This is a genomic window from Mycobacterium sp. TKK-01-0059 (assembly GCF_000709305.1).
Classification (GTDB): domain Bacteria; phylum Actinomycetota; class Actinomycetes; order Mycobacteriales; family Mycobacteriaceae; genus Mycobacterium; species Mycobacterium intracellulare.
The window spans coordinates 2226074-2248476 of the sequence record NZ_KL446993.1; the positions used below are offsets into that span (position 1 = coordinate 2226074).

Consider the following 22403-nt stretch of genomic DNA (forward strand, 5'->3'; position numbering starts at 1 on the left):
CCGTCAGGCCGTCCACCACGGCCGCAGCGGCAGGTCGTCGTCGCCCCGCGCGTCGGTCTTGGCCGCCAGCACGTGATGCAGCTGAAGGTTGTTCTGCTCGAACGCAACCCGTGACGCCGCCATGTACAGGCCCCAGACCTTCGCGGTCGGCAGGCCGACCTCGCTGACCGCGGCGTCCCAGTTCTCGACCAGATTCCGGCACCAGTCGCGCAGCGTCATCGCGTAGTGGTGGCGGAAGTTCTCCGCGTGCAGCACCTCGAAGCCGCAGTCCTGGACGTCGCAGGTGATGCGGCCCGAGCCGGTCAGCTCCCCGTCCGGGAAGACATAGCGATCGGTGAATCCGCCCGCGAACGACGTCGACGTGTTGTCGTGGCGGGTGATGCAGTGATTGAGCAGCAGGCCGCCGGTGCGCAGCTTCGACTTCAAGAAGCCGAAGTAGGCGGGGTAATTCTTGACGCCGATGTGCTCGGTCAGCCCGATCGAGGACACGGCGTCGAACGCCGCCTCGCCCACGTCCCGATAGTCGGTGTGGCGCACCTCGGCCAGGTCCGCAAGGCCTTCCTCGGCGATCGCCTTCTGCGCCCACTTCGCCTGTTCGGCCGACAGGGTGGCGCCGGTGGCCCGGACGCCGCGCCGGGCCGCGTAGCGCACCATGCCGCCCCAGCCGCAGCCGACGTCGAGCAGCCGGTCGCCGGCCTTCAGCCGCAGCTTCTCGAAGATCAGCCGGTACTTGTTCTCCTGCGCCTGTTCGAGTGTCGCGTCGGCATCGGGATACACCGCGCAGGTGTAGGTCATCGACGGCCCCAACACCAATTCGTAGAAGGTGTTGGACACGTCGTAGTGGTGGTGGATGGCCTCGGCGTCGCGGGTCCTCGTGTGCATCAGCCCGTCGGCGATGCGCCGCCACCTTGGCAGCGCCTCCTGCGGGGGCGGCGCAACCGGCAGCAACCGCTCGAACCCCAGCGACCGCACGACGTTGGCCAGCACCCGCACCGGGGGCCGCTTGAATTCCACCCGATCGGTGAGCGTCTTGAGCAGTTGGTACGGGTCGCCCGGATGAACGCCGTACGCCTGCAGGTCGCCCGACACGTAGGCGCGGGCGAGGCCGAGTTCGCCGGGGGCGGTCGCCAGATAGGTGGCGCCGCGGGGGCTGCGAAGGTCCAGGCCCAGTTCGGCGTCCTCGTTGCCGGCGATGCTGCCGTCGTAGGCGGTGAACTTCAGCGGATGTCGGCCGGTGGCGGCGAAGACCTCCAGGATCTCTGCCATGCTCAGTTTCCCGTGCGACGTGCGGTGGGGTTCCTTGGTAGTCGTCATCGCCGTTGCACCGCCTTTGCGTAGAGGTCGAGTAAACGAGAATCGGGGTCGTAGGTTTTCTTGACGGTGTTGTAGGCCTCGCCGCCGTACAGCTCGTCGAAGTCCTCGCGGGAGTAGAAGGAATCGGAGTACAGGGACTTGTGCCCGTCGAGTTCGCTCACCTTTTCTTCGATCATCCGGTTGGCGGCGCCCTCGGTCGCGCCCCCCGGCACCGACGACCAGAAGCCGACGTTGACGTACGTGTGATCCGGCCGCATCGGGTACAACGGCCAGCCGTCGCGGTCGCGAAGGCGCAACGGGCACAACCAGATTGGCGTGATGGGCACGTTGTCCAGGAACCACTCCAGGAAGTCGCAGGTCCGTTCGACCGGAATCTCGATGTCTTGCACCACCCGTTCGCGTGGGGGGCGCCCGTTGCGCGCCTCGATGCGGTCGGAGATCCCAAAGCGCCGGTCCAGGGAAATCAGCTTCCAGTAGAAGCTGCTGCGTCGATAGCGGCGCGGCCAGAAGCGTCGCACCCGCGGGTCCTGCACGCCGAACGCGCGCGAGCACCAGAACCAATCGGTGTCCCAGCGCCAGAAGTAGTCGTGCATGGTCAGCCGGTCATCCTTGGTCGCCTCCAGGCCCGGGGCGTCGTGCCGGATGGACTGGTAGTAAATGTCCTTGCCGGTGTAGTCGCTGACCGGGCCGGGGGTGGTGGTCCGCCGGCCCACGCACAGGTAGCTTTCGTCGGCGCTGAAGACCACCCCGTCGAGATAGTCGACCGGGGTTCCCCCCTGCCCGCCGGTGTCGATGATGCGTTCGGCCGCGGCGATCAGCGCGGGCAGCGAGCGGAAGCGGATGTGGCGCAGCGCGACGAACGGTGCGACGGGTTCCAGCTCGATCCGAAGCCGGGTCGAATACCCTAGTGTTCCATAAGAATTCGGGAAGGCGCGGAACAGGTCCGGGTGCTGGGTGCGTGATGCGGTGAGCAAATCGCCAGCGCCGGTGAGGATATCCATCTCCAGCACCGATTCGTGCGGCAGCCCGTTGCGAAACGACGCCGACTCGATCCCCAGGCCGCTGACCGCCCCGCCGAGGGTGATCGTCTTCAGCTGCGGGACGACCAGCGGCGAAAGGCCGTAGGGCAGCGTCGCGGCGACCAGGTCCGCGTAGGTGCACATGCCGGCGACGTCCGCGGTGCGGGTTTCGGGATCCACGCTCAGGACGCCGGTCAGCCCCGAGGTGTCCAAGCCGGGCGCGTCACGTTTGGTGCGGGCGCGGAACAGGTTTGACGTCGGTTTGGCCAGCCGGACGGCGGACGTTGCGGGAATGGATCGATAGCTTGCCAGCAGCCGGTCAACGCCCGACTTGTGGGCCGAGAGTGCAGATCCAAGGACAGGCACCACATATACCCTAGTCTTCGACAACAGCCCGTGCATCCGTCGCGAGCGGCGGCGCCGGGGAATTCATCACGAGGAGGGGTCGCCTTGGGACAGGTGAGCGCCGACAGCACCATCTTGATCAATGCCGAGCCTGCGGCGACCCTGGCCGCCGTCGCGGATTATCAGACGGTGCGTCCGAAAATTCTCTCGCCGCAGTACAGCGACTACCAGGTGCTGCAGGGCGGGCAGGGGGCGGGCACGGTCGCCAAGTGGAGGCTGCAGGCCACCAAATCACGCGTCCGCGACGTGCAGGTCAACGTGGACGTGGCCGGGCACACCGTCATCGAGAAGGACGCCAACTCGACCATGGTGATCAACTGGACGGTGGCGCCCGCCGGGCCGGGCTCCAGCGTCACCGTGAAGACCACCTGGACCGGCGCGGGCGGCGTCAAGGGCTTCTTCGAAAAGACCTTTGCGCCGTTGGGGCTGAAGAGGATTCAGGGCGAGGTGCTGGCCAACCTGAAGAAGGAACTCGAAGGCTAGCGCCGGGCGGGCGATCAGCGCGCCTGGCCCTGCGAGGCCAGGAAACCCGCGACGCCGCGGACCATCGCGTCGGCGTATTTCTGCCGGCCTTCGGCGGACTGCATCAGCGCCGAGTCCGCGGGGTTCTTCATGTTGCCGCACTCGACCAGAACCGACGGGTACTGCGCGAGGTTCAGGCCGGCGAGGTCCGAGCGTCCGTACAGTCCGTTCTGCCCGATGTAGTTGGCCGGCGGGATGCCCGACGCCTGCATCTGGTCGCGCATGATGCGGGCGTACTGCACCGAGGGCCCGGCCTGCGCCTGGTTGAGCGGCGGCGCCGAATAGTTGACGTGGAACCCGCGCCCGGACGGCGGGCCGCCGTCGGCGTGGATGGACAGGATCGCGTTGGGGTGCAGTGCGTTGGCCATGCTGGCGCGCTCGTCGACGCAGGGCCCCAGCCCGGTGTCGTTGGCGCGTGCCAGGGCGGTCCGCACTCCCAGCGCGGTCAACTCGGCGCGGACCCGCAGCGCGGTGTCCCAGGTGAAGGTGTGCTCCTGATAGCCGGCGGCGGACGCCGTCCCGCTGGCCTGGCAGTCCTTGGTGCCGCCGCGGCCGGTGGGCACCTGCCGGCTGATCGACGCGTCATTGGAGCCGTTGTGACCCGGATCGATGAAAACCACCATGCCGGCGATGTTGGAGGGAACCCCCCACGCGGCCGGGGTGATCGCCGTCGAGGCGGCAACGAGCGCGCCGACCGCCAATTTGATCCCGACACGTCTGCTCAGTCGTAGGTCCACGGCGCAAAGGTAACGGCGCGCGGTTTACGCTGGGTGTTCCGAATCGCCGGAGACTCACGAGCGAAATCAAGTCGAGACCAAGATGCGAGGGGACTGTCATGCAACCCGGAGGCGATATGTCGGCGCTGCTGGCCCAGGCGCAGCAGATGCAGCAAAAGCTCATGGAGGCCCAGCAGCAGCTGGCGAACGCTGAGGTGCATGGTCAAGCCGGTGGGGGTTTGGTCAGCGTCGTCGTCAAGGGCAGCGGCGAGGTGGTCGCCGTGAAGATCGATCCCTCCGTCGTCGACCCGTCGGACGTCGAGACCCTGCAGGACTTGATCGTCGGCGCCATGGCCGACGCGTCCAAGCAGGTCACCCGGATGGCGCAGGAGCGGCTCGGGTCGCTGGCCGGTGGGTTCGGGCCGCCGCCGGGGCAACCGCCCGCGCCGGCGCCGGGGATTTAGATCCCGCCCCGACATGTTCGAAGGACCCGTCCAGGATTTGATCGACGAGCTGGGCAAGCTGCCCGGCATCGGGCCCAAGAGCGCCCAGCGCATCGCCTTCCACCTGCTGTCGGTTGAGCCGCCGGACATCGACCGGCTGACCGCGGTGCTGGCCAAGGTGCGCGACGGCGTGCGGTTCTGTGCGGTGTGCGGCAACGTCTCCGACAATGAGCGGTGCCGGATCTGCGCCGATCCGCGGCGGGACGGGTCGCAGGTGTGCGTCGTCGAGGAACCGAAGGACGTGCAGGCCGTCGAGCGCACCCGCGAATTCCGCGGCCGCTATCACGTGCTGGGCGGGGCGCTCGATCCGCTGTCCGGGGTGGGGCCCGACCAGCTGCGGATCCGCGAGCTGCTGAGCCGGATCGGGGAGCGGGTCGACGACGTCGACATCACCGAGGTGATCATCGCCACCGATCCGAACACCGAGGGCGAGGCTACGGCCACCTACCTGGTGCGGATGCTGCGTGACATCCCCGGCCTGACCGTGACGCGGATCGCCTCCGGGCTGCCGATGGGCGGTGACCTGGAGTTCGCCGACGAGCTGACGCTCGGCCGCGCGCTCGCCGGCCGCCGGGCCATGGTCTGACGTTCGTCAGGCCTTGCTCAATTGGAACGACCTGGTAAAGGTCCTGCCCGCCTCCGGGCCGCACGCGTCCGTCGTCGTCTGCTGGCCCTCGCCGGCGAGCGACACGGCGTCGAAGCTGTAGTTGACGGTCACCGGAGCGGACGCGCCGTTCGGGCACGGCGCCTGGGACGTGCCGCTGTGCGTCCACCGCCCGTCGGCGAGGTGGAACTCCCAGCTGATCACGAATGTCCCGCCATCCTGGGAGGTCGCCAGGGTGCAGTCCGACCCGCACGGGACGAACAGCCAGGCGGTCGGCTTGTCGTTGTCCGCGTAGAGCACGTTGTACCGGCCGTTGAGCACTTCCGGGCTGGCGTGCGACGGCGCCGACGACGCGACGAACGCGGCGACCAGTGCGGCACCGGCGGCCAGTCTCGGGCGGATCTTCATCATCTCGGCAACCCCCTAGCGCGCCGCTAACCGCTCGCGGCGCAGCAGGTCCACTTCCGGCATCGGCAGCGGCGGCAGCTCACCTACCACCGAACCCAGCAGCAGGTCGGCCAGCTGCGGGTTGCGGGCCAGGCACGGCCCGTGCATGTACGTCGCGATCACGCTGCCCTGCACCACGCCGTCGAATCCGTCCCCGGACCGGTTGCCGGCGCCCTTGACCACCGCGCCCAGCGGCGACGCCGACGGGCCCAGCACGGTGCCCCCGCGGTGGTTCTCGAACCCGGTGAGGCGCTCGGTCAGGCCCGCCAACAGCGGCCTGGTCGCCAGCTCGCCGATGGTGCGCGCCGCTTGCGGCGACGTCGTCGCGTCCAGCATGCCCACGCCGTCCACGCGCTCCCCGGCCGAGGTCTCGTACCAGTGTCCGAGCACCTGGACGGCCGCGCAGATCGCCAGCACCGGCGCGCCGCGTTGCGCGGCGCGCTGCAGGCCCGGGTGCTTGACCAGGTGCCGGGTGGCCAGCCGCTGGGCGTAGTCCTCGGCCCCGCCCAGCGTGTAGAGGTCCAACGACTCCGGCACCGGGTCGGCCAGGGTGATCTCGACGATCTCGGCGGGGATGCCGCGCAGCAGTAGCCGCTGGCGCAACACCAAGGCGTTGCCGCCGTCGCCGTAGGTGCCCATCACGTCGGGCAGGACCAGCCCGATCCGCACCGTCGAGTCAGCCACGGCGCGCCAACGCACGTTGCAGCTGGAGGAACGCGGTGTAATTGGCGACGACCTCCACCCGCCCGGGTGGGCACGACGCGATCGCGGCGACGGTGTCGTGCACCAAGGTGTGCTCGACCCCCGCGTAGCCGAGGCGCACCGCGAGGTCGGTGCCGCGCTCGCCGGCGGCCACGACTTCCGTTTGCTCGAAATGCTCGAAACGCACGTCCCACAACCACGACAGGTCCTCCCCGTCGGGCACCTGGCCGTTGACGGAGATGACCACCCCGGCGGCGCGCTTGTCCACCATCGACAGCGCTTCCTGCCAGCCCGCCGGATTCTTGGCCAGCAGCATCCGCACCTCGTGGTCGCCGACGCGGACGGTCCGGTAGCGCCCCGCGACCTCGTCGACGGCCGAGACGGCCGCGACCGCTTTGGCGGGATCGGCGCCCAGGGCGACCGCGGCGGCCACGGCCTGGGCGGCGTTGCCCCGATTCACCGCGCCCGGCAGCGTCAACCGCATCGGCAGGGACAACCCGTCCGGGCCGTGCAGCGTGTGGTCGTCGAACCACCACTGCGGGCTGGGCCGCTTGAAGTCGGCGCCGGTGGAGAACCAGTGGCCGCGCTCGCGGACGATGACCTCGCCGCTGCGCGGGCAGCTCACCGAGTCGTTCGACCACGAACCCCCGGCGGCCACCCACACCACGTTGGGGCTGTCGTAGGCGGCCGACGTCATCAGCACGTCGTCGCAGTTGGCCACCACCACCGCGTTCGGGTGCCGCGCCAGGCCCGCGCGCAGGGTTCGTTCGATGACGTTGATCTCGCCGACCCGGTCCAGCTGGTCGCGCGACAGGTTGAGCAGCACGACGACGCTGGGCTCGACGGCGTCGGAAACGTGGGGGACGTGCATTTCGTCGACTTCCAGCGCGGCCAGGGACGCTCGCCGGTTGGCGGCCAGCGCGGCCACCAGCCCGGCGTCCATGTTGGCGCCCTCGGCGTTGGTGGCGACGGGGCCCAGTGTTGCCAGCGCGGCCGACGTCATCCGGGTGGTGGTCGATTTGCCGTTGGTGCCGGTGACGACGACCGTGCGCCGCCCGGCGGCGAGCTGCCGCAGAACCGAGCGGTCCAGCGTCATCGCGATCAGCCCGCCGATCATTGCGCCGGCCCCGCGGCCGGTCACCCGCGACGCCCAGCGCGCGCTCGCTCCCGCGGCGAGGGCCAGGCGGGCGCGGGTGGTGACCACCCGGGAAGTTTAAATGCGTGCGGCCCGCGTTGGATTCCCGCACCGATTTCCCACCCGACACGGCGCCGCGTGACACCGATGATGTCGGTCGGCCGTGCCATCCTCAGTGCATGAGCGCGGTGTGCTGGGGGCGGCCTGCCAGCGAGCCGGACGCGGGCTGGGCCGTGATCGACGTCGAAACCTCGGGTTTCCGGCCAGGTCAGGCGCGGATCATCAGCCTCGCGGTGCTCGGTCTGGACGCCGACGGCGAGGTCGAACAGTCGGTGGTGAGCCTGCTCAACCCCGGCGTCGATCCGGGGCCCACCCACGTGCACGGTCTGACCGCGGCCATGCTGGAAGACCAACCGCAGTTCGCCGATATCGCTTCAGACGTGATCGACGTGCTGCGCGGCCGCACGCTGGTGGCCCACAACGTGGCGTTCGACTACGCCTTTCTTGCCGCCGAGGCCGAACTCGCCGACATCGAACTTCCCGTCGACTCGGTGATGTGCACGGTCGAGCTGGCCCGGCGGCTGGACCTCGGCGTCGACAACCTGCGGCTGGAGACGCTGGCGGCGCATTGGAGCGTGACCCAGGAGCGCCCCCACGACGCCTTCGACGACGCCATGGTGCTGACCGGAGTGCTGGCCTCGGCGCTCAAGCTGGCCCGCGACGGCGACGTCTGGCTGCCGGTGCATCCGGTGACCCGGCGCCGCTGGCCGAACGGCCGGGTGACCCACGACGAGCTGCGGCCGCTGAAGGTGCTGGCCTCCCGGATGCCCTGCCCGTATCTCAACCCCGGCCCCTACGTGGGCGGGCGGCCCCTCGTCCAGGGCATGCGGGTGGCGCTGGCCGCCGAGGTCGGCCGCACCCACGAGGAACTCGTCGAGCGGATCCTGCACGCCGGTCTGGCCTACAGCGAGGCCGTCGACCGGGAGACCTCGCTGGTGGTCTGCAACGACCCCGCGCCCGAGCAGGGCAAGGGCTATCTGGCCCGGAAGTTGGGGGTGCCGGTGATCTCCGACGCGACCTTCATGGACTGCGTCCGAGCCGTCATCGGCGGCACCAGCATGGATGAATTCGCCGACACCACCAACTCCGACCCGCAGCTCGCGCTGTTCTGATCAGGCGCGAGTCTGATCAGGCGCGAGCCGCGCGGTTGACCGCCGACACGACCGCACGCAGCGACGCTGTGGTGATCGACGGCGCGATGCCGACACCCCACACCGTGCGAGCGCCCACCGGACCCGATGGGTGCCGACCCGCTTCGCCCGGCTCCGCCGCGCTCGCGATCGACACCGACGCCTCCACGTAGGCCGCCGCCTGCGCGTCGTCACCGGAACTCATCGCGTGCTCGGAGTAATCCAGCACGGCCACGTCGAATCCGACATCGCCCAGCGCGTGGACGAACGCGGCCAGCGGGCCGTTGCCGGACCCACTGATCTCGGTCTCCACCCCGTTGATCTTGACGGTCGCGGCGATGCTGGTGACGCCGCTGTCCTCCTCCGACGCGTCGACGCGCTGCTTCACCCGCTCCAGCGGCCACACCGGGGCCAGATACTCCTCGGAGAACGCGTCCCACATCTCCTTCGGCGAGACCTCGCCGCCTTCCCCTTCGCTGATCTTCTGCACCACCTGGGAGAACTCGATCTGCAGCCGCCGCGGCAGGGCCAGGCCGTGATCGGACTTCATGATGTAGGCGACCCCGCCCTTGCCGGACTGCGAGTTGACCCGGATCACCGCCTCGTAGGTGCGCCCGACATCCTTGGGGTCGATCGGCAGATACGGCACCTGCCAGAGCATGTCCTCGACGTCGGTGTCCGCGGCATCCGCGTCGACCTTCATCTGGTCCAGGCCCTTGTTGATGGCGTCCTGGTGGCTGCCGGAGAACGCGGTGTAGACCAGGTCACCGCCGTAGGGGTGACGCTCGTGGACCGGCAGCTGGTTGCAGTACTCCACCGTGCGGCGGATCTCGTCGATGTTGGAGAAGTCGATCTGCGGGTCCACGCCGCGCGAGAACAGGTTCAGCCCCAGCGTCACCAGGCAGACGTTGCCGGTGCGCTCGCCGTTGCCGAACAGGCAGCCCTCGATCCGGTCGGCGCCCGCCTGGTAGCCCAATTCCGCTGCGGCAACGGCGGTTCCGCGGTCGTTGTGCGGATGCAGGCTCAGGATGACCGATTCCCGGTTGGCCAGGTTGCGGCTCATCCACTCGATCGAGTCGGCGTAGACGTTGGGGGTGGCCATCTCCACGGTGGCGGGCAGGTTGAAGATGATCGGGTTTTCCGGTGTGGGACTGATGATTTCGCCGACGGCGTCGCACACCTGCTTGGCGTACTCCAGCTCGGTTCCGGTGTAGGACTCCGGCGAATACTCGAACCGCCACCGCGTGCCCGGGTACTTGGCGGCCTCCTCGACGCACTTGCGGGCGCCCGCGGTCGCGATGTCTTGCACCGCGGCCTTCTCGGCGCGAAATACGACGCGGCGCTGCAGGATTGACGTCGAGTTGTAGAAGTGCACGATGGCCTGCGGCGCGCCCTGGCACGCCTCGAACGTGCGCTCGATCAGTTCCGGCCGGCACTGAGTCAGCACCTGGATGGTGACGTCGTCGGGGATGGCGCCGCCGGTGATGATCTCGCGGACGAAGTCGAAGTCGGTTTGACTGGCCGACGGGAACCCGACCTCGATCTCCTTGTAGCCCATGCGGACCAGCAGATCGAACATGCGGCGCTTGCGGGCCGGGCTCATCGGGTCGATCAGCGCCTGGTTGCCGTCGCGCAGGTCCACCGCGCACCACAGCGGCGCGCTGGTGATGACCCGGTCGGGCCAGGTGCGATCGGCGAGCCGGATCGGCTCGACCTCTTCGGCGAAGGGCCGGTACCGGCTGACCGGCATCGACGAGCCGCGCTGGGGGTTCCATGCGGGCTGCCCGGGCCCCGGCGGGCCCGCCGGTTTGACGATGCTGCGTGTCGAGCTGAATGCGTCGGAATTGGAAGTCACGGTAATTGCTCCGGGGATATCAGAAGGAACCTCAGACCGGCGCATCGCGAACACCCGCGACGGGAAGCCGGTCTGGATCAGACCCCGTCGCGGCGTCCGAGGAGGAGCACCCGCTGCACGTCCTGCACTTTACCGCTTTTAGCGCGTTGGTAAAAATGGCGCCGAGACAGCGGCGAATCCGCACTCCGGGCGACCGGGTATCGCGACGTAAATCACCATGCGGCGGCACGTATTCTGTTGTGGACTTATCCCCCAAATTGCAGTGCCCAGGGCCGGAGAGGCAGGGAAAAACGTGGCGCTCGTCGTGCAGAAGTACGGCGGATCCTCAGTGGCGAACGCCGATCGGATCCGGCGCGTGGCCGAGCGCATCGTCGCTACCAAGAAGCAGGGCAACGACGTGGTCGTCGTCGTCTCCGCCATGGGCGATACCACCGACGACCTGATGGACCTAGCCCAGCAGGTGTGTCCGGCCCCGCCGCCGCGCGAGCTCGACATGCTGTTGACTGCCGGTGAGCGCATCTCCAACGCCTTGGTCGCGATGGCCATCGAATCGCTGGGTGCGCAGGCCCGCTCGTTCACGGGTTCGCAGGCCGGCGTGATCACCACCGGCACGCACGGCAACGCCAAGATCATCGACGTCACGCCGGGGCGGCTGCAGGCCGCGCTCGACGAGGGACGCGTCGTGCTGGTGGCCGGGTTCCAGGGCGTCAGCCAGGACACCCGGGACGTCACCACGCTGGGTCGCGGCGGCTCGGACACCACCGCGGTGGCGCTGGCCGCGGCGCTGCGCGCCGACGTCTGCGAGATCTACACCGACGTCGACGGCATCTTCAGCGCCGACCCCAGGATCGTGCACAACGCCCGCAAGCTGGACACGGTCACCTTCGAAGAAATGCTCGAGATGGCGGCTTGCGGCGCCAAGGTTTTGATGCTGCGCTGCGTGGAATACGCGCGCCGCTACAACATTCCGGTGCACGTCCGATCCTCGTATTCGGAAAACCCAGGCACCGTCGTCGTCGGATCGATCAAGGACATCGCCATGGAAGACCCCATCCTGACCGGAGTCGCGCACGACCGCAGCGAGGCGAAGGTGACCGTCGTCGGTATTCCCGACATCCCCGGATATGCCGCTCGCGTCTTCCGGGCGCTCGCCGACGCCGACGTGAACATCGACATGGTGTTGCAGAACGTCTCCAAGGTCGAGGACGGTAAGACCGACATCACCTTCACCTGCTCGCGCGACAGCGGGCCCACCGCGGTGGCCAAGCTCGACGCGCTCAAGGACGAGATCGGGTTCAGCCAACTGCTCTACGACGACCACGTCGGCAAGGTGTCGCTGATCGGGGCGGGCATGCGCAGCCACCCCGGGGTCACCGCCACCTTCTGCGAGTCCCTGGCCGAGGTGGGCGTCAACATCGAGCTGATCTCCACCTCCGAGATCCGCATCTCGGTGCTGTGCCGCGACACGGAACTGGACAAGGCCGTCGTGGCGTTGCACGAGGCGTTCGGGCTCGGCGGCGAGGAGTCGGCGACGGTGTATGCGGGGACGGGTAGATAGATGGTTGCCATCGGTGTGGTGGGCGCCACCGGCCAGGTCGGCCAGGTGATGCGCAGGTTGCTCGACGAGCGGGACTTCCCCGCTTTGAACAGTGGGGGATCGGTGCGGTTCTTCGCGTCGGCGCGCTCGCAGGGCCGCAAGTTGGAGTTCCGCGGCCAGGAGATCGAGGTCGAAGACGCCGCGACGGCCGACCCCAGCGGGCTGGACATCGCGTTGTTCTCCGCCGGTAAGACGATGTCGCTGGTGCAGGCGCCGCGGTTCGCCGCGGCCGGGGTGACGGTGATCGACAACTCGTCGGCCTGGCGCAAGGACCCCGACGTGCCGCTGGTGGTCTCCGAGGTGAACTTCACGAGAGATGTCGCCAACCGGGCGTGGTCTCTCAAGAAGGGCATCATCGCCAACCCGAACTGCACGACCATGGCCGCGATGCCGGTGCTCAAGGTGCTGCACGACGAGGCCGGCCTGCAACGGCTGGTGGTGTCGAGCTATCAGGCGGTCTCCGGCAGCGGGATCGCCGGAGTCCAGGAGCTGTCCACGCAGGCCCGCGCGGTCGTCGACGACGCCGAGCAGCTGGTGCAGGACGGGGGCGCCGTGCAGTTCCCGGCGCCCAAGACCTACGTGGCGCCCATCGCCTTCAACGTCGTGCCACTGGCCGGATCGTTGGTGGACGACGGGTCCGGCGAGACCGACGAGGACCAGAAGCTGCGCCACGAGAGCCGCAAGATCCTCGGCATCCCCGACCTGGCGGTCAGCGGCACCTGCGTGCGGGTGCCGGTGTTCACCGGGCACTCGCTGTCGATCAACGCCGAGTTCGCGCGGCCGCTGTCGCCGCAGCGCGCCCGCGAGCTGCTCGACGGCGCGCCCGGCGTCAAGGTGGTCGACGTGCCGACCCCGTTGGCGGCCGCCGGCGTCGACGAATCCCTCGTCGGCCGGATCCGGCAGGATCCGGGGGTGCCCGACGGCCGCGGCCTGGCCCTGTTCGTCTCGGGAGACAACCTGCGCAAGGGGGCGGCGCTGAACACTATCCAGATCGCCGAGTTACTCGCCGCCGAGTTGTGAATCCGCGAGTGAGTTCCGCGACGCGGTTCTCGCTACTTGTGGCATCTTTGCTTGCGCCGCAATGGTTTTGGGCCGCGCATGCCGATCCGCCGGCGCCCGCCCCGGAACCGATCCTGCAGCCGCTGGCGCCCGGTCAGGTGCTGCGGATCGGTCCGACCGCCGGAACCGGAACTCCCACAGGCGATTACGGCATCGGCGCGACCGACCTGTGTGAATTCGTCGAATTCCCCACCGAACTGCTGCAGGTCTGCGGCGACAGCTTCGCCGGCCAGGGCGTCGGGTTCGGCGGCTGGTATGCGCCCGTCGCGCTGCGCGTCGACACCGCGTCGGTCGACGACCCGGCCGGGGTGCGCTACACCGGCGTCACCGGGATCGCCCACCCGCTGCTGGCCGACCCCGCTCCGCCGGATTCCTCGCAACTGCCCGCCGGGGTGGTGCAGATCAACCGGCGCAACTACCTGATGGTGACGACGACGAAGGACCTGGAGCCGCAGAGCTCCCGGCTGGTGACCGCCGAACCGGCGCGCGCGGGCTGGCAGACGATCCCGGGTTCGAAGCGGCCCGCCTCGTATCAAGGCGGCTCGCAGACGCAGATCAGCGGGTATTACGACCCGATCCCGACCCCGGAATCGCCGAGCGGGTGGGTGTACATCGTGGCCGACAGCTTCACCCGTCGGGACCCCGTGGTCCTGTATCGCGCCACACCGCAAACGTTCACCGACCGGTCCCGCTGGCAGGGCTGGGCGGCCGGCGCGAGCGGGGGGTGGGGCAAGCCGCCGACACCGCTGTGGCCGGACGCGGTGGGCGAGATGTGCATCAGGCAGATCGACGGCAAGGCCGTGTTGTCCTACTTCAATGCCGTCACGGGCAACATGGAGGTCCGGGTGGCCGACGACCCGACGGCGCTGGGTGACGCGCCGGTCACCACGGTGGTGCAGCACGACGAGTGGCCGGAGCCCGCGGAAAGCCTGCCGCCGCCGTACGACAACCGGCTCGCGCAACCGTACGGCGGCTACATCTCGCCCGGTTCCACGCTGGACGAGCTGCGAATCTTCGTGAGCCAGTGGGACACCCGCGCGCGAGTGGCCGCGCCGTACCGGGTCATCCAGTTCGCGGTCAATCCGTTCAAGCCCGAGTAGGCGCTTCGCCCGCTGAGCGGCGGCGATGGTTCACAGCTCCTACATAAGTAGCGCATAGCCGCCACTACTGTTAACGGCTTCATCATTTGTCTCATGAGTGAAACACCTGAAACCCCCACCGTGCGGACCTCCACCGCAACTGCACCGGCCGCCGCTGCAGCGGCCTATCGGGCCCCGCGGGTCTTCCAACTCGCCGCGTGGGTCGCCATCGTCGCCGGGATCGTGTTCATCGTCGCGGTCATCTTCTTCACCGGCTTCATCCTCGGCCACCGCGGCGGCCATCACGGCCATCACCACCACAAGCACCACCAGCACGCAATGCTGCATCACCGCGGCCCCGGCGGGCCCGGTGGACCGGGCGGCGGCACCCAGGGCGGCCCGGGCGCACCCACGGGCCCGGGCGCGACCACCGCGCCCGCGAGTCCGTCGCCCGTGCGGCCCAGCGGCATGGCCCCGGGACAGCTCCCGGCGTCGATCTTCCACTCCGCGGCGGCCTCGCACGCAGCGCCGGGGCAGGCCCCCAGCGTCATCGTGCTGACCAACTAAAACCCCCAACCCACTCGTGGCCCGGCGCTCTCATCGAGCGTCGGGCCACGTCTCGATTCCACGGCAATTTGCCGCCGGGGCCTGTTCCGGACATCGCGTGCGGGGCAATATGGCATGGCATGAGCGAGACACCCGAACCCCAACCCGAGCCGACCCCTGCCGCCGCGACCACTCCGCCCGCGCCGCCACCGCCGCAGCGGGTCAAGCCGCCGCGGCTCTACACTGCGGCAGCCTGGGTGGTGATCGTCGCGGGCATCGTGTTCATCCTCTCCTCGGTGTTCTTCGTCGGCGCCTTCATTTGGAAGCACCACTACCACTGCCACCATCACCACGGCATGTTCCACCCGGGCGGACCCGGCCCGGGCAACGGGCCGTGGGGACCCGGCCCCGGGCCGGGCAACGGTCCGTGGGGACCCGGTCCCGGTGGTCCCGGATCGTGGTACGGCGGCCCGGGTGGTCCCGGGCCCGACAATGGGCCCTGGGGGCCCGGCCCCGGCGGCCCCGGTTTGATCGTTCCGATGCCCCCGGGCGGCCCGGGCGGGCCCGGCGGTCCCGTCTCCGGCCCCGGCATCAGCGGACCCGGTCAGCCGACGGCCGTCAGCCCGGCTCCCGGCTCGCCGGCGCCGCGCCCCTGACGCGGTCGCGAAACGCTTGGCGCACAAGGCCGGCGCTTGACGTGGGCTGACCGAACGTCGGGACGTTTGGCATGATCGCCTCATGATCATGCGGGCCACGCAGGTGCACCGCGCCGTACTCACCGTCGGGTTCGCGGTGGCGGGCACCGTCGCGCCCGCGGTCGCCGCCGCGCACCCGTCGGAGCCGGGTGTGGTGAACTACGCCGTCCTGGGCAAGGGGTCGGTCGGCAACATCGTCGGCGGACCCATGGGGTGGGAGTCGGTGTTCACCCAGCCCGGACAGGGCCCCTGGGTGGACCTCCCGGAGTGCAACAACTGGGCGGACATCGGGCTGTCCGAGGTCTACGACGATCCCGATTTGGCGTCGTTCAACGGGGCCGTTACGCAGACGTCGGCGAACGATCAAACGCACCTGGTCAAGCAGGCGGTCGGGGTGTTCGCCACGCCCGACGCCGCGGCCCGGGCATTTCATCGGGTGGTGGATCGAACGGTCGGCTGTTCGGGTCAGACGACCGCGATACACCTGGACAACGGCAGCACGCAGGTGTGGTCCTTCGACGGCGGGCCGGCCGGGCCGGCCGACGAGAACTGGACCAAGCAGGAGGCGGGCACCGATCGGCGCTGCTTCGATCAAACCAGGCTGCGCGAAAACGTGTTGCTGCAGGCGAAAGTGTGTCAGTCCGGCAACGCCGGGCCCGCCGTGAACGTGCTAGCTGGGGCGATGCAGAACGCGCTGGGTCAGTAGCGCAGCGATCGGGTATCCGTCCTTGCCGTCCGGCCATCAGCGCGGGAGGGGAATATGTCGGGGGCGTCTGATAGATGAAGCACTAGACGAAGTAGTGCCGGATATCGTTCGATTAGCTGCGCAGGGAAGCGGTCCGCAGGTGCGTGTTCAGCCGTCGCCGGGCCCGAAGGGATCGTGATATGACGTTCGCCCCGATCACTGCGGCGGCTCCGCGGTCGACCGGCGCCGACCCCGCCCCGGAGCTGAAAATCGCCGAGCTCACCGACTCCACGGCCGTCGCGCAATACATCGCCGACGGCTGCCTGGTGGACGCCCCGCTGGGACGGGTGGGTCTGGAACTCGAGGCCCACTGCCACGACCCGGCCGCCCCGCACCGCAGGCCCGGCTGGGACGAAATCGCCGCGGTGCTCGACGGGCTTCCCGCCCTGCCGGGCGGCAGCAGGATCACCGTGGAACCCGGTGGCGCGGTCGAACTTTCCGGGCCGCCGGCCGACGGCGTCCTGCCCGCGATCGAGGCCATGCGACGGGACCAGGCCGTGCTCCAGCCGGCGTTTGCCGAGGCCGGCCTGGGGCTGGTCTTCCTCGGCGCCGACCCGCTGCGACCCCCCCAGCGCATCAACCCCGGCGCCCGCTACCGCGCCATGGAAAAGTTCTTCGCCACCAGCCGCTCCGGGGAAGCGGGCGCGGCGATGATGACGTCCACCGCATCGATCCAGGTCAACGTCGACGCCGGGCCCCGCGAGGGCTGGGCGGCTCGGGTTCGGCTGGCACATGCCTTGGGGCCCACCATGATTGCGATCACAGCCAACTCGCCGATGCTGGGCGGCGACTTCACCGGCTGGGTCTCCAGCCGGCAGCGGGTGTGGGGGCAGATGGATTCGGCGCGCTGCGGACCCATCCTGGGCGCCAGCGGCGATGACCCGGGCACCGACTGGGGGCGCTACGCGCTCAAGGCCCCGGTGATGCTGGTGCACACGCCGGGCGCCGAGGCGGTCACGCAGTGGGTGCCCTTTGCCGACTGGGTCGACGGCCGGGTGTTGCTCGGTGATCGCCGCCCCAGCGTCGCCGACCTCGAATACCACCTGACGACCTTGTTCCCGCCGGTCCGCCCCCGGCAGTGGCTGGAAATCCGCTACCTGGACAGCGTCCCGGACGCGTTGTGGCCCGCGGTCGTGTTCACCCTGGTGGCGCTGCTCGATGATCCGACCGCGGCCGACGCCGCGGCCGAGGCCGTCGCACCGGTGGCCACCGCCTGGGACATCGCGGCCCGGCTCGGGCTGCGTGACCGGCGGCTCTACGCGGCCGCCAATGCGTGCGTGGCCATCGCGGCCGAAAGGGCGCCGGCCGAACTCGGCGACGCGATGCAGCGGCTGGTCGGCCTCGTCGAACAGGGGCGGTGTCCCGGCGACGATTTCGCCGACCGGGTGATCGAACACGGCGTCGCCGCCGAGGTTTCGCGGGCGGCGCGAGGGGGACTGTGACGGTGACGTCATGCCGGGAAACCCTCGCCGACCAGTTGACGCGGACGCGGGCGCGGACGCTGCGGCTGGTCGACTTCGACGACGCCGAACTGTGCCGGCAGTACGACCCGCTGATGAGCCCGCTGGTGTGGGATCTGGCGCACATCGGCCAGCAGGAAGAGCTGTGGCTGTTGCGGCGCGGGGATCCGGCCCGGCCGTCGATGCTGTCGCCGGCCGTCGAGGGACTCTACGACGCCTTCGTGCACTCGCGCGCCAGTCGGGTCGACTTGCCGCTGTTGCCACCGGACGAGGCGCGCGCGTACTGCCGGACGGTGCGGTCTGCCGTGTTCGACGCCCTGGACGCGCTGCCCGACGACCCCGCGGGCGACGAGGCGGCGTTCGCGTACGCGATGGTGGTCAGCCACGAAAACCAGCACGACGAAACCATGCTGCAGGCATTGAATCTGCGCAGCGGCCCGCCGCTACTGACCGGCACGTCGATGCTGCCGCCCGCCCGCCCGGGCCTGGCCGGCACCTCGGTGCTGGTGCCCGCCGGCAAGTTTGTGCTCGGCGTGGACCCCGCCGCCGAGCCCTTCTCGCTGGACAACGAGCGTCCCGGCCACGTCGTCGACCTGCCCGCCTTCCGGATCGGCCGGGTTCCGGTCACCAACGGCGAATGGCGGCACTTCATCGACGACGGCGGCTACGACCAGCCGCGGTGGTGGTCGGAGCGGGGCTGGCGGCATCGCCAGGCCGCCGGCCTGACCGCACCGCAGTTCTGGAATCCCGACGCCGCCACCCGCACCCGGTTCGGCCACGTCGAAGACATCCCCGCCGACGAACCCGTCCAGCACGTCAGCTATTTCGAGGCCGAGGCGTACGCGGCCTGGGCCGGCGCGCGGCTGCCCACCGAGATGGAATGGGAGAAGGCCTGCGCATGGGACCCCTCCGCCGGCGCCCGGCGCCGCTACCCGTGGGGCGCCCAGGAGCCGTGCGAGGCGCTGGCCAACCTCGGCGGCGCCGCGCTGCGGCCCGCACCGGTCGGGGCCTACCCCGCCGGCGCCTCCGCGTACGGGGCCGAGCAGATGCTCGGCGATGTGTGGGAGTGGACGAGCAGCCCGCTGCGGCCCTGGCCCGGGTTCGTCCCGATGCTCTACGAGCGCTATTCACAGCCGTTCTTCGACGGCGATTACCGGGTGCTGCGCGGCGGATCGTGGGCCGTGGAACCGGGCATCCTGCGCCCGAGTTTCCGCAACTGGGATCATCCGTACCGGCGCCAGGTCTTCTCCGGCGTCCGGTTGGCGTGGAACGTGCCGGAGGAGATCGCCTGATGTGCCGGCACCTGGGGTGGCTCGGGGCCGACGTCACGGTCTCCTCGCTGGTGCTCGACCCGCCGTTCGGGCTGCGGGTGCAGGCCTACGCGCCGCGCCGCCAGAAGCATTGTCTGCTGAACGCGGACGGTTGGGGCGTCGGCTTTTTCGATGCTGCGTCGGATGGCGCCGCGCCCCGGCGCTGGCGCAGCCAGCTGCCGCTGTGGGGTGATGTGTCCTTCGAGTCCGTCGCGCCGGCGCTGCGCAGCCACTGCGTGGTGGCCGCAGTGCGCTCGGCGACCGTCGGCATGCCGATCGAAGTCAGCGCGACCGCGCCGTTCACCGACGGGCAATGGTTGTTGTCGCACAACGGAATCGTCGACCGGGCGGTGCTGCCGGCGGCGTCGCAGGCCGAATCGGTCTGCGACAGCGCGATGCTGGCGGCCGTCATCTTCGAGCGCGGCCTCGACGCGCTGGGCGACACCATCGCCGAGATCGCGGCGGCCGACCCGCGCGCCCGGCTGAACATATTGGCCGCCAACGGTTCTCGCATGCTGGCGACGGCGTGGGGGGACACGCTGTCCGTCCTGCGCCGCCCGGACGGTGTGGTCCTGGCCAGCGAACCCTACGACAACGACTCCGACTGGGAGGACGTGCCGGACCGCCACCTCGTCGAAGTCACCGCCGGCGGAGTCACGATGACCCCGCTGGATCATCCGAAAGGGCCTTGATGACGCTGTCGCTGTCGAACCACCTCGCCGCCGACTCGGCCTACCACGCGTTGCGCCGTGACGTGTTCGAAGGCCTGCAGAAGACGCCGAAGTCGTTGCCGCCCAAGTGGTTCTATGACGCCGTGGGCAGTGACCTGTTCGACCAGATCACCCGGCTGCCCGAGTACTACCCGACCCGCGCCGAGGCCGAGATCCTGCGCGCGCGGGCGGCCGAAATCGCGTCGGCCAGCGAGGCCGACACCCTGGTGGAACTGGGCAGCGGCACATCGGAGAAGACGCGACTGCTGCTCGACGCCCTGCGCACGCGCGGTTCGCTGCGCCGGTTCGTCCCCTTCGACGTCGACGCCAGCATCCTGTCGACGGCCGCCGCGGCCATTGCGCAGGAATATTCGGGAGTCGAAATCAACGCCGTCTGCGGCGATTTCGAAGAACACCTGACCGAGATCCCGGCGGACGGGCGGCGGCTGTTCGTGTTCTTGGGGTCGACGATCGGCAACCTCACGCCCGGGCCGCGCGCGGACTTCCTCGCCGCGCTGTCCGCCCAGATGCGGCCCGGCGACAGCCTGCTGCTGGGCACCGACCTGGTCAAGGACCTCGAGCGGCTGGTGCGCGCCTACGACGATTCCGCCGGGGTGACGGCCGCGTTCAACCGCAATGTTCTTGCGGTGGTAAACCGGGAACTGGACGCCGATTTCGACGTCGAAGCATTTGCGCACGTCGCGCGGTGGAACCCGGCCGAGGAACGCATCGAGATGTGGTTGCGGGCCGATCGCCGCCAGCGGGTGCGTGTCGGTGCGCTCGAGCTGATCGTGGACTTCGAGGCCGGCGAGGAGATGCTGACCGAGGTGTCGTGCAAGTTCCGCCCGGAAAAGGTGAGTGCCGAACTGGCCGCCGTGGGACTGCGTCGCACGCAATGGTGGACCGACGGCGCGGGTGACTTCGGGTTGTCGTTGGCCGTGAAGTGACCGCCGGCGACTCGCTGGCAGACCGATGGCGGGCGGCACGCCCGCCCATGGCCGGCCTGCATCTGGACAACGCCGCCTGCTCGCGGCAGAGCGTCGCGGTGATCGACGCCGCCGCGCAGCACGCCCGCAACGAATCTGAAGTCGGCGGGTATGTCGCGGCCGAGGCGGCCGCCCAGGTGCTCGACGCCGGACGTGTCGCGTTCGCCGCGCTGACCGGGATGACCGACGCCGAGGTGGTGTTCACCACCGGCTCGCTTCACGCCTTGGATCTGCTGTTGGGCGCCTGGCCGACCAAGCACCGAACGGTAGCGTGCCTGCCAGGCGAATACGGGCCCAACCTGGCCGTGATGGCTGCCCACGGGTTCGACCGCCGGCTGCTGCCGACCATGGATGACGGCCGCGTCGCGCTCGACGAGGCGGCGCGGGTCCTCGACACCGACCGGCCGGACCTGGTGCACTTGACCGCGGTGGCCAGCCATAGCGGTGTGGTGCAACCGGTTTCGATGATCGCCCAGCTCTGCCGGGAACTCGGGCTGCCACTGGTGGTCGACGCGGCGCAGGCGCTGGGGCAGGTGGATTGCGCGGCCGGGGCCGACGCGACGTATTCCTCGTCGCGCAAGTGGATCGCCGGCCCGCGCGGTGTCGGGATGCTGGCGGTGCGCCGGGAGCTGATGGAGAGCCTGCGCCCGAGGCTGGCGGCGGCACCGCAGTGGGCGCGCGCATCGGGGTCGCCGACGGTGGCCCAGCAGCTCGAATTCGGCGAAGCCAATGTCGCTGCGCGGGTGGGGTTTTCGCTGGCGCTGGGGGAGCACCTGACCTACGGGCCGGCGGCCGTCCGCGCACGCCTGGCCGCCCTCGGCGGCCTGAGCCGCACGGTGCTGGCCGACGTCGCCGGGTGGGCCGTCGTCGAGGAGGTCGAAGAACCCAGCGCCATCACGACTTTGGCGCCGACCGACGGCGCCGACCCGCAGGCGGTGCGGGACTGGTTGCTCGCCGAGCGACGGATCCTGACGACCTTCGTCGGCGTGCAGCGGGCGCCGCTGGAGCTACCGGGGCCCCTGCTGCGGATCTCGCCGCACCTGGACACCGCGGCCGAGGACCTGGAGACCTTCGCCGAGGCGCTCATCGCCGCGACGGCGGCGACCGCGACCGGCTAGCCGGCCTTGTGCGCCGTCAGCAAGTAGGCCGGCATCTTGATCCGGCCCTGCTCGTCGCGATCGTGCGGCGGGAATTCGAAAGGCGCGTCGGCGATGTTGACGGCGTTCGACAGGATGAAGGAGGGGCGAATCTCGTCGATTTCCCAGTACTTGCTGACCGCGGCGCGCAGTTCGTCTTCGTCGACCTCGTTGGGCTTGGGTTCCATCTCGGCGGGGAAGGCGCCCTTGGCGAACACCAGCACGAAGTAGCCGGCGCCCGGTGCCGCGGCGCGGTGGACCGAGCGCAGGTAGCCGTCGCGGCCCTCCACGGGCAGCGAGTGAAACAGCGTGCTGTCGACGACGGTGGCGAACCGTCCGTCATACCCGCTCAGCGACGTGATGTCGGCCTGCACGAAGCTGGCCGTGGTCAACCCGCGCTCCTGGGCGGACTTGGTGGCCGCCGCGACGGCGGTCGGTGTGAGGTCGACGCCGACCACGGTGTAACCCTGGGCGGCCAGGCTCAGTGAGAGCTCGGCGACTCCGCAGCCGGCGTCCAGGACGTCGCTGCGGAACTTACCGGCCGCGACCAGCGCCGCCAGTTCGGGTTGCGGCTCACCGATATTCCACGGCGGCGGACCCTCGAAGTGGGCCTGCTCGCGGTAGGCACTGTCCCAGTCCATCACTTGATCAGACGACATGGTTGTCAA

General features: G+C 69.8%; 23 protein-coding genes. 15 read left to right on the forward strand and 8 right to left on the reverse strand.

What is annotated here, in order from left to right:
* Positions 1 to 3: 3 nt before the first annotated feature.
* Together K883_RS10720 and K883_RS10725 are read right to left on the reverse strand one after the other, a co-directional pair.
* Positions 4 to 1314: a class I SAM-dependent methyltransferase gene (locus K883_RS10720; protein WP_020188345.1), complete on the reverse strand. Its 1311-nt coding sequence runs from the start codon at positions 1312 to 1314 to the stop codon at positions 4 to 6.
* The gene (locus K883_RS10725; RefSeq protein WP_179945057.1) at positions 1311 to 2702 is read right to left on the reverse strand and encodes an FAD-binding oxidoreductase; all 1392 of its coding nucleotides are present in this window, start codon (positions 2700 to 2702) and stop codon (positions 1311 to 1313) included. Before K883_RS10725 ends, K883_RS10720 begins: the two co-directional genes overlap by 4 nt.
* A gap of 81 nt (positions 2703 to 2783) precedes the next feature.
* On the opposite strand from K883_RS10725, the gene K883_RS10730 reads away from it, so the two are divergent.
* The gene (locus tag K883_RS10730; RefSeq protein WP_026071057.1) at positions 2784 to 3221 is read left to right on the forward strand and encodes an SRPBCC family protein; all 438 of its coding nucleotides are present in this window, start codon (positions 2784 to 2786) and stop codon (positions 3219 to 3221) included.
* Between the two features lie 14 nt (positions 3222 to 3235).
* Here the strand turns inward: K883_RS10730 and K883_RS10735 are convergent, their stop codons facing one another.
* A complete protein-coding gene (locus K883_RS10735; protein WP_009952026.1) occupies positions 3236 to 3997 on the reverse strand; it encodes an Rv3717 family N-acetylmuramoyl-L-alanine amidase in 762 nt (253 codons plus the stop codon).
* 98 nt (positions 3998 to 4095) lie between these two features.
* Here K883_RS10735 and K883_RS10740 point away from each other — a divergent pair, with 98 nt between their 5' ends.
* Both K883_RS10740 and recR read left to right on the forward strand, forming a co-directional pair.
* On the forward strand, positions 4096 to 4440 hold the full coding sequence (locus tag K883_RS10740; protein WP_026071056.1) for a YbaB/EbfC family nucleoid-associated protein: 345 nt from the start codon (positions 4096 to 4098) through the stop codon (positions 4438 to 4440).
* A 13-nt stretch (positions 4441 to 4453) separates the two neighbouring features.
* A complete protein-coding gene (gene recR / locus K883_RS10745) occupies positions 4454 to 5065 on the forward strand; it encodes a recombination mediator RecR (protein ID WP_008263246.1) in 612 nt (203 codons plus the stop codon).
* Between the two features lie 6 nt (positions 5066 to 5071).
* Here recR and K883_RS10750 read toward each other — a convergent pair whose 3' ends face one another.
* From K883_RS10750 to K883_RS10760, 3 genes are read right to left on the reverse strand one after another with little or no spacing between them, the layout of a single operon-like run.
* Positions 5072 to 5494 carry a hypothetical protein gene (locus K883_RS10750; RefSeq protein ID WP_020821414.1) on the reverse strand — a complete coding sequence of 141 codons (423 nt, stop codon included), beginning with the start codon at positions 5492 to 5494 and terminating at the stop codon, positions 5072 to 5074.
* Positions 5495 to 5506: 12 nt separating this feature from the next.
* The gene (locus K883_RS10755; RefSeq protein ID WP_036455414.1) at positions 5507 to 6214 is read right to left on the reverse strand and encodes a type 1 glutamine amidotransferase; all 708 of its coding nucleotides are present in this window, start codon (positions 6212 to 6214) and stop codon (positions 5507 to 5509) included.
* Positions 6207 to 7436 (reverse strand): Mur ligase family protein, encoded by a 1230-nt coding sequence (locus tag K883_RS10760; RefSeq protein WP_020821416.1) that lies wholly within the window; start codon positions 7434 to 7436, stop codon positions 6207 to 6209. The genes K883_RS10755 and K883_RS10760 overlap by 8 nt, the downstream gene beginning before the upstream one ends.
* Positions 7437 to 7546: 110 nt before the next feature.
* Between K883_RS10760 and K883_RS10765 the strand changes: the two genes are divergently transcribed.
* Positions 7547 to 8539 (forward strand): DEDDh family exonuclease, encoded by a 993-nt coding sequence (locus K883_RS10765; protein ID WP_036454445.1) that lies wholly within the window; start codon positions 7547 to 7549, stop codon positions 8537 to 8539.
* Positions 8540 to 8555: 16 nt separating this feature from the next.
* Here K883_RS10765 and leuA read toward each other — a convergent pair whose 3' ends face one another.
* Positions 8556 to 10412: a 2-isopropylmalate synthase gene (gene leuA / locus K883_RS10770; RefSeq protein WP_036454447.1), complete on the reverse strand. Its 1857-nt coding sequence runs from the start codon at positions 10410 to 10412 to the stop codon at positions 8556 to 8558.
* Positions 10413 to 10704: 292 nt separating this feature from the next.
* On the opposite strand from leuA, the gene K883_RS10775 reads away from it, so the two are divergent.
* The 11 genes from K883_RS10775 (at position 10705) to egtE (ending at position 21717) form a co-directional block, all read left to right on the forward strand.
* Entirely contained in the window at positions 10705 to 11970 is a 1266-nt protein-coding gene (locus K883_RS10775; RefSeq protein WP_008263260.1) for an aspartate kinase, read from the forward strand.
* Entirely contained in the window at positions 11971 to 13029 is a 1059-nt protein-coding gene (locus tag K883_RS10780; protein WP_036454449.1) for an aspartate-semialdehyde dehydrogenase, read from the forward strand.
* A gap of 8 nt (positions 13030 to 13037) precedes the next feature.
* Entirely contained in the window at positions 13038 to 14168 is a 1131-nt protein-coding gene (locus K883_RS10785; protein WP_036429778.1) for a DUF4185 domain-containing protein, read from the forward strand.
* Positions 14169 to 14288: 120 nt separating this feature from the next.
* On the forward strand, positions 14289 to 14714 hold the full coding sequence (locus K883_RS10790; protein ID WP_179945092.1) for a hypothetical protein: 426 nt from the start codon (positions 14289 to 14291) through the stop codon (positions 14712 to 14714).
* Positions 14715 to 14833: 119 nt separating this feature from the next.
* Entirely contained in the window at positions 14834 to 15349 is a 516-nt protein-coding gene (locus K883_RS10795) for a hypothetical protein (protein WP_036454452.1), read from the forward strand.
* An 82-nt stretch (positions 15350 to 15431) separates the two neighbouring features.
* Positions 15432 to 16094, forward strand: a complete 663-nt coding sequence (locus K883_RS10800) for a sensor domain-containing protein (RefSeq protein WP_020821422.1) — start codon at positions 15432 to 15434, stop codon at positions 16092 to 16094.
* Between the two features lie 179 nt (positions 16095 to 16273).
* On the forward strand, positions 16274 to 17575 hold the full coding sequence (gene egtA / locus K883_RS10805) for an ergothioneine biosynthesis glutamate--cysteine ligase EgtA (RefSeq protein WP_020821423.1): 1302 nt from the start codon (positions 16274 to 16276) through the stop codon (positions 17573 to 17575).
* The gene (gene egtB, locus K883_RS10810; protein ID WP_020821424.1) at positions 17572 to 18885 is read left to right on the forward strand and encodes an ergothioneine biosynthesis protein EgtB; all 1314 of its coding nucleotides are present in this window, start codon (positions 17572 to 17574) and stop codon (positions 18883 to 18885) included. Before egtA ends, egtB begins: the two co-directional genes overlap by 4 nt.
* Positions 18885 to 19595 (forward strand): ergothioneine biosynthesis protein EgtC, encoded by a 711-nt coding sequence (gene egtC, locus K883_RS10815; protein ID WP_020821425.1) that lies wholly within the window; start codon positions 18885 to 18887, stop codon positions 19593 to 19595. Before egtB ends, egtC begins: the two co-directional genes overlap by 1 nt.
* Positions 19595 to 20560 carry an L-histidine N(alpha)-methyltransferase gene (gene egtD / locus K883_RS10820; protein WP_020821426.1) on the forward strand — a complete coding sequence of 322 codons (966 nt, stop codon included), beginning with the start codon at positions 19595 to 19597 and terminating at the stop codon, positions 20558 to 20560. The genes egtC and egtD overlap by 1 nt, the downstream gene beginning before the upstream one ends.
* Before the next feature lie 47 nt (positions 20561 to 20607).
* Complete coding sequence (gene egtE, locus K883_RS10825) at positions 20608 to 21717, forward strand: ergothioneine biosynthesis PLP-dependent enzyme EgtE (RefSeq protein WP_020821427.1); 1110 nt, start codon at positions 20608 to 20610, stop codon at positions 21715 to 21717.
* Here egtE and K883_RS10830 read toward each other — a convergent pair.
* On the reverse strand, positions 21714 to 22394 hold the full coding sequence (locus K883_RS10830; protein WP_036454456.1) for a class I SAM-dependent methyltransferase: 681 nt from the start codon (positions 22392 to 22394) through the stop codon (positions 21714 to 21716). The genes egtE and K883_RS10830 overlap by 4 nt on opposite strands.
* Between the last annotated feature and the right edge of the window lie 9 nt (positions 22395 to 22403).